The following is a 1,437-nucleotide window of genomic DNA, read 5'->3' as shown; positions in this document are numbered from 1 at the left end:
TGAACTGACCCCGTAAAGTTGGACGGTTAGTTTGCTAAGCGGCCAAGGCCTGAGTCCTGTACTGAACGGGGCTCAGGCCTTTTAATTTGAGCTTGATGCGGTCGTTATTGTAATAGTGGATGTAGTCAGCCAGGCCGTCGCGTAACTCATCGATGCTTTCGAACCTGTTCAGGTAGAAGTACTCGGACTTGAGCACAGCGAAGAAGCTTTCCATCGCCGCATTGTCGAGGCAGTTGCCCTTGCGAGACATGCTCTGCACGAGTTGACGCTCCTGGAGCTGACGTTGATAGGCGGGCATCCTGTACTGCCATCCCTGGTCGGAGTGCAGCATTGGCCTCTCATTTGGTCCGAGCTTGGCTAGCGCTTTCTTGAGCATCGAATTGACCAGCTCAAAGGCAGGACGTTTGCTCGTCTCAAAAGCGACGATCTCCCCGTTGTACAGGTCCAAGACCGGTGACAGGTAGAGCTTTTCTCCAGCCACGTGGAATTCCGTTACGTCCGTCACCCACTTCTGATTTGCGGTTTTTGCGTTGAACCGACGCTGCAACGCATTGGACGCAGCGTGGCCCACCTCGCCCTTGAACGAGTGGTACTTCTTCGGTCGTACCAGCGATTTCAAGCCCAGCGTGCCCATCAGACGCTGGACCGTCTTGTGATTCACCTGGCGTCCCAACTGGCGCAGCCCGGCCGTGATGCGCCTGTAACCGTAGCGGCCCTTGTGGCTGTTGAAGATCGTCCGAATCTGTTCCTTGAGTTGCTCGTACTTGTCGACAGCCTGAAGAGATTTCCGCTGATAGTAAAAAGTGCTGCGCGCCAGATTGGCCAGTTTCAGTAAGTCCGCCATCGGAAACAGCTGCCTTAGTTCATGCACTACTTGCGCTTTTTCTGCGGCACTTGCTTCTGCCGGGCCTGAACTAAGGCTTGCAATTTTTTTGTGTAAGCGAGCTCCATGCGCAGCTGCTTCACCTCGGCCAGCAATTGCTCGTGGCTGAGCTTGTCATCGTCGGGTGGACTTTCTGGCGCTGGTTCTGGCGTCGGCATTTCTTTGGATCTTCCTCGTGGGCGCGGCATCAATGCCTCGATGCCCCCATCTCGATATGCTCGCTCCCAGATACCAACCATTGCATGGTGACGAATGTCGAACTTGGCGGCAGTCTGGAGCATGGAGAGCTGATTGTCCCACATGTGCCGTAGCACCGACAGTTTGAACTCGGCACTGTACTTGCTGAACTTCTTGCTCAGTCCCGCGTTCCCATGGGCGCGGTAGGCCATTACCCACCTCTCCAACATGGCATGGGTCGTCAACCCGTGCCGCTTCGCGATCCCACGATACCCAATAGAGCTGTCGGCTAGATAGTCTTGGACAACCGCGAGCTTGAATTGCTCGCTGTACTTGGTCATGAAAAAACCCCAAAAGTTGTGTCCAACTTTTGGGGG

General features: G+C 55.0%; 1 protein-coding gene. It reads right to left on the bottom strand.

Annotation, left to right across the window (positions count from 1 at the left end; translation table 11 throughout):
• Positions 1 to 34: 34 nt before the first annotated feature.
• Positions 35 to 1,401 (bottom strand): IS3 family transposase gene (locus LK542_RS24750; RefSeq protein WP_227813980.1). Its coding sequence is split into 2 segments (ribosomal slippage): positions 35 to 936 and positions 936 to 1,401, totalling 1,368 coding nucleotides; the frame shifts between segments, so codons are not numbered across the junction.
• Between the last annotated feature and the right edge of the window lie 36 nt (positions 1,402 to 1,437).

The sequence above is a fragment of the Massilia sp. IC2-477 genome, from assembly GCF_020707265.1.
GTDB lineage: Bacteria > Pseudomonadota > Gammaproteobacteria > Burkholderiales > Burkholderiaceae_D > Telluria.
This window is presented reverse-complemented; position numbering and strand designations above follow the sequence as displayed.